Below are 1,071 nucleotides of genomic sequence, written 5' to 3'. Positions count from 1 at the left end.
TTTTTTTATCAAGGGGAAAAGGGTGGAGATTTTTTGAGTGGTTTTCTCAAAAAATACTACCCGTACCTTGATGAAAAAAAAGCCTTTTGGCTTGAGGGATTTTGCCATGCATGGGCATGGCTCGGCGGAGCCGAAAAGCCTCGCAGAGCACGGGGCAAAGAATTTTGCCATAACGTGCTAGGGCAAAATATTTTCCCTCCACTATATCCATGGTAAACTGGTGATACGAAACGGGGGTGCTTTGGCATGGCTCATGTAGAAAAATATGCAAAAGGAAATGTACAAGGATTATCAAATCATTGGGACAGAAAAACAGAAAATCATTCGAATCTAGATATTGATAATGAACGTTCACACTTGAATTATGATTTGTGCGAAAAAGAAGGAGATACACTTTCTCGCATGAAAGATCGGCTAGGTGAAGTGTATTGTATGAATCGAAAAGATGTAAAAGTTTGTGCAGATTGGGTTGTAACTTTACCTGAGAATTTGAAGAGTATTTCCGAAAAAGAACAACGTGAATTTTTCGAGAAAACATATGAATTTTTAAGTAACCGCTATGGCGGAGAAAAAAATGTTTTGTCCGCCAATGTTCACAACGACGAAACAACACCACATATGCATTTTGCTTTTATGCCTGTTGTCTGGGATGAGAAAAAACAACGTGAAAAGGTTTGTGCAAATGATGTATTAACTCGTAAAGAGTTAAAAACATTTCATCAAGACTTAGATAAATTTTTAAAACGGAAAATTCCTCATATCTACAAAGAAGGCATTTTAAACGATAAAACAATTGGCGTTGATACCGTTAAAGATTTGAAAAAGCATTCTGAAGAAATCAAAAGACAAAAAGAAGAAATGATTACAGAAATGACCGCAGAAGTAAAAGTTTATAAAGAGCCTAAAAAGGTTTTAGAAAACATCGAAGCTTCAGCAAAAAAAGCTATGTTTGGTGATAAGGTTTCTTTGCCCACCAATGAGTATGACAAACTGAAAAATTTAGCAATCTCGAGTGTAAAAACAAAATACCAATTGGATAAAGTAAAAGATTTATCAGATGCGAAAATTGAG

Annotated in this window: 2 protein-coding genes; both read left to right on the top strand. The window is 35.5% G+C overall.

Going from position 1 to position 1,071, the window contains the following annotated elements:
• A partial coding sequence (locus BUA87_RS31555) for a hypothetical protein (RefSeq protein ID WP_218602452.1) occupies nt 1-216 on the top strand: 216 nt, incomplete at its 5' end.
• Nucleotides 217-246: 30 nt separating this feature from the next.
• The coding region (gene mobV / locus BUA87_RS29765) for a MobV family relaxase (protein WP_256679005.1) at nt 247-1,071 on the top strand (825 nt) is incomplete at its 3' end.

The organism is Bacillus sp. bc15 (assembly GCF_900142585.1).
Lineage (GTDB): Bacteria > Bacillota > Bacilli > Bacillales > Bacillaceae_G > Bacillus_A > Bacillus_A cereus.
Note: the sequence above shows the minus strand (reverse complement) of the source record. Positions and strands in the feature narration are given on the sequence as shown.